Below are 638 nucleotides of genomic sequence, written 5' to 3'. Positions count from 1 at the left end.
GGCATCTGACGACCAATCTGATCGTGCGCATGACCCTGCCGCATGACTGGCAAGAGCAAGCCAAGGCTCTGGGACTCTAGTTCAAACAGCCCCAAAACCGCAAACCGCACCGCATCTTTGCGCCGCAGAGACGGGCGACCGATTTGGCCGCAATCCTCGGGCAAGATGCCGTCTCAGAGACCAAATCCATCGCGCAACCATCGGAAATCACGCGGAAGTTTCGATTGGGATCCAGAGACAATCAACCTGCGATTGTGGTTGGCGGAGGGAACGCGACTACGGTCGAACCTTCTCTGAGCCCGACCCAAAAGGCAAAACCCACAAGAGGACTGGTAACTATCTGACTTGCATATCATTTTCTCTGACGCCTTCGTTCCCGGGCGCCCAGTTGGGCGCGCGCGAAAGGAGTCGAAAATGCGTGAAACTTGTTTGAACCAGACAGAGCTGGCAGCACGCTGGAAAATCAGCCCGAGGACGCTGGAACGGTGGCGCTGGATTGGGGACGGGCCTCGGTTCCTGAAAATCGGCGGTCGTGTGATCTACAGGATTGAAGACGTGGAAGCGTTCGAGTGAATAACCCCTAGTTTGCTAGACGCCTCGCAGTTTCTGTTTCTGCTGCTGTTCGAAGGCAATCGGTG

Annotated in this window: 1 protein-coding gene; it reads left to right on the top strand. The window is 56.1% G+C overall.

The genetic code is table 11. From position 1 onward, the window contains the following. The first annotated feature begins 414 nt into the window (after positions 1-414). A complete protein-coding gene (locus QQJ98_RS19765) occupies positions 415-573 on the top strand; it encodes a helix-turn-helix transcriptional regulator (RefSeq protein WP_284327012.1) in 159 nt (52 codons plus the stop codon). Positions 574-638: the final 65 nt, after the last annotated feature.

The organism is Cypionkella aquatica, assembly GCF_030161095.1.
Lineage (GTDB): Bacteria > Pseudomonadota > Alphaproteobacteria > Rhodobacterales > Rhodobacteraceae > Cypionkella > Cypionkella aquatica.
The sequence above is the reverse complement of the archived record's forward strand: the minus strand, read 5'-3'. Positions and strand labels throughout refer to the sequence as shown.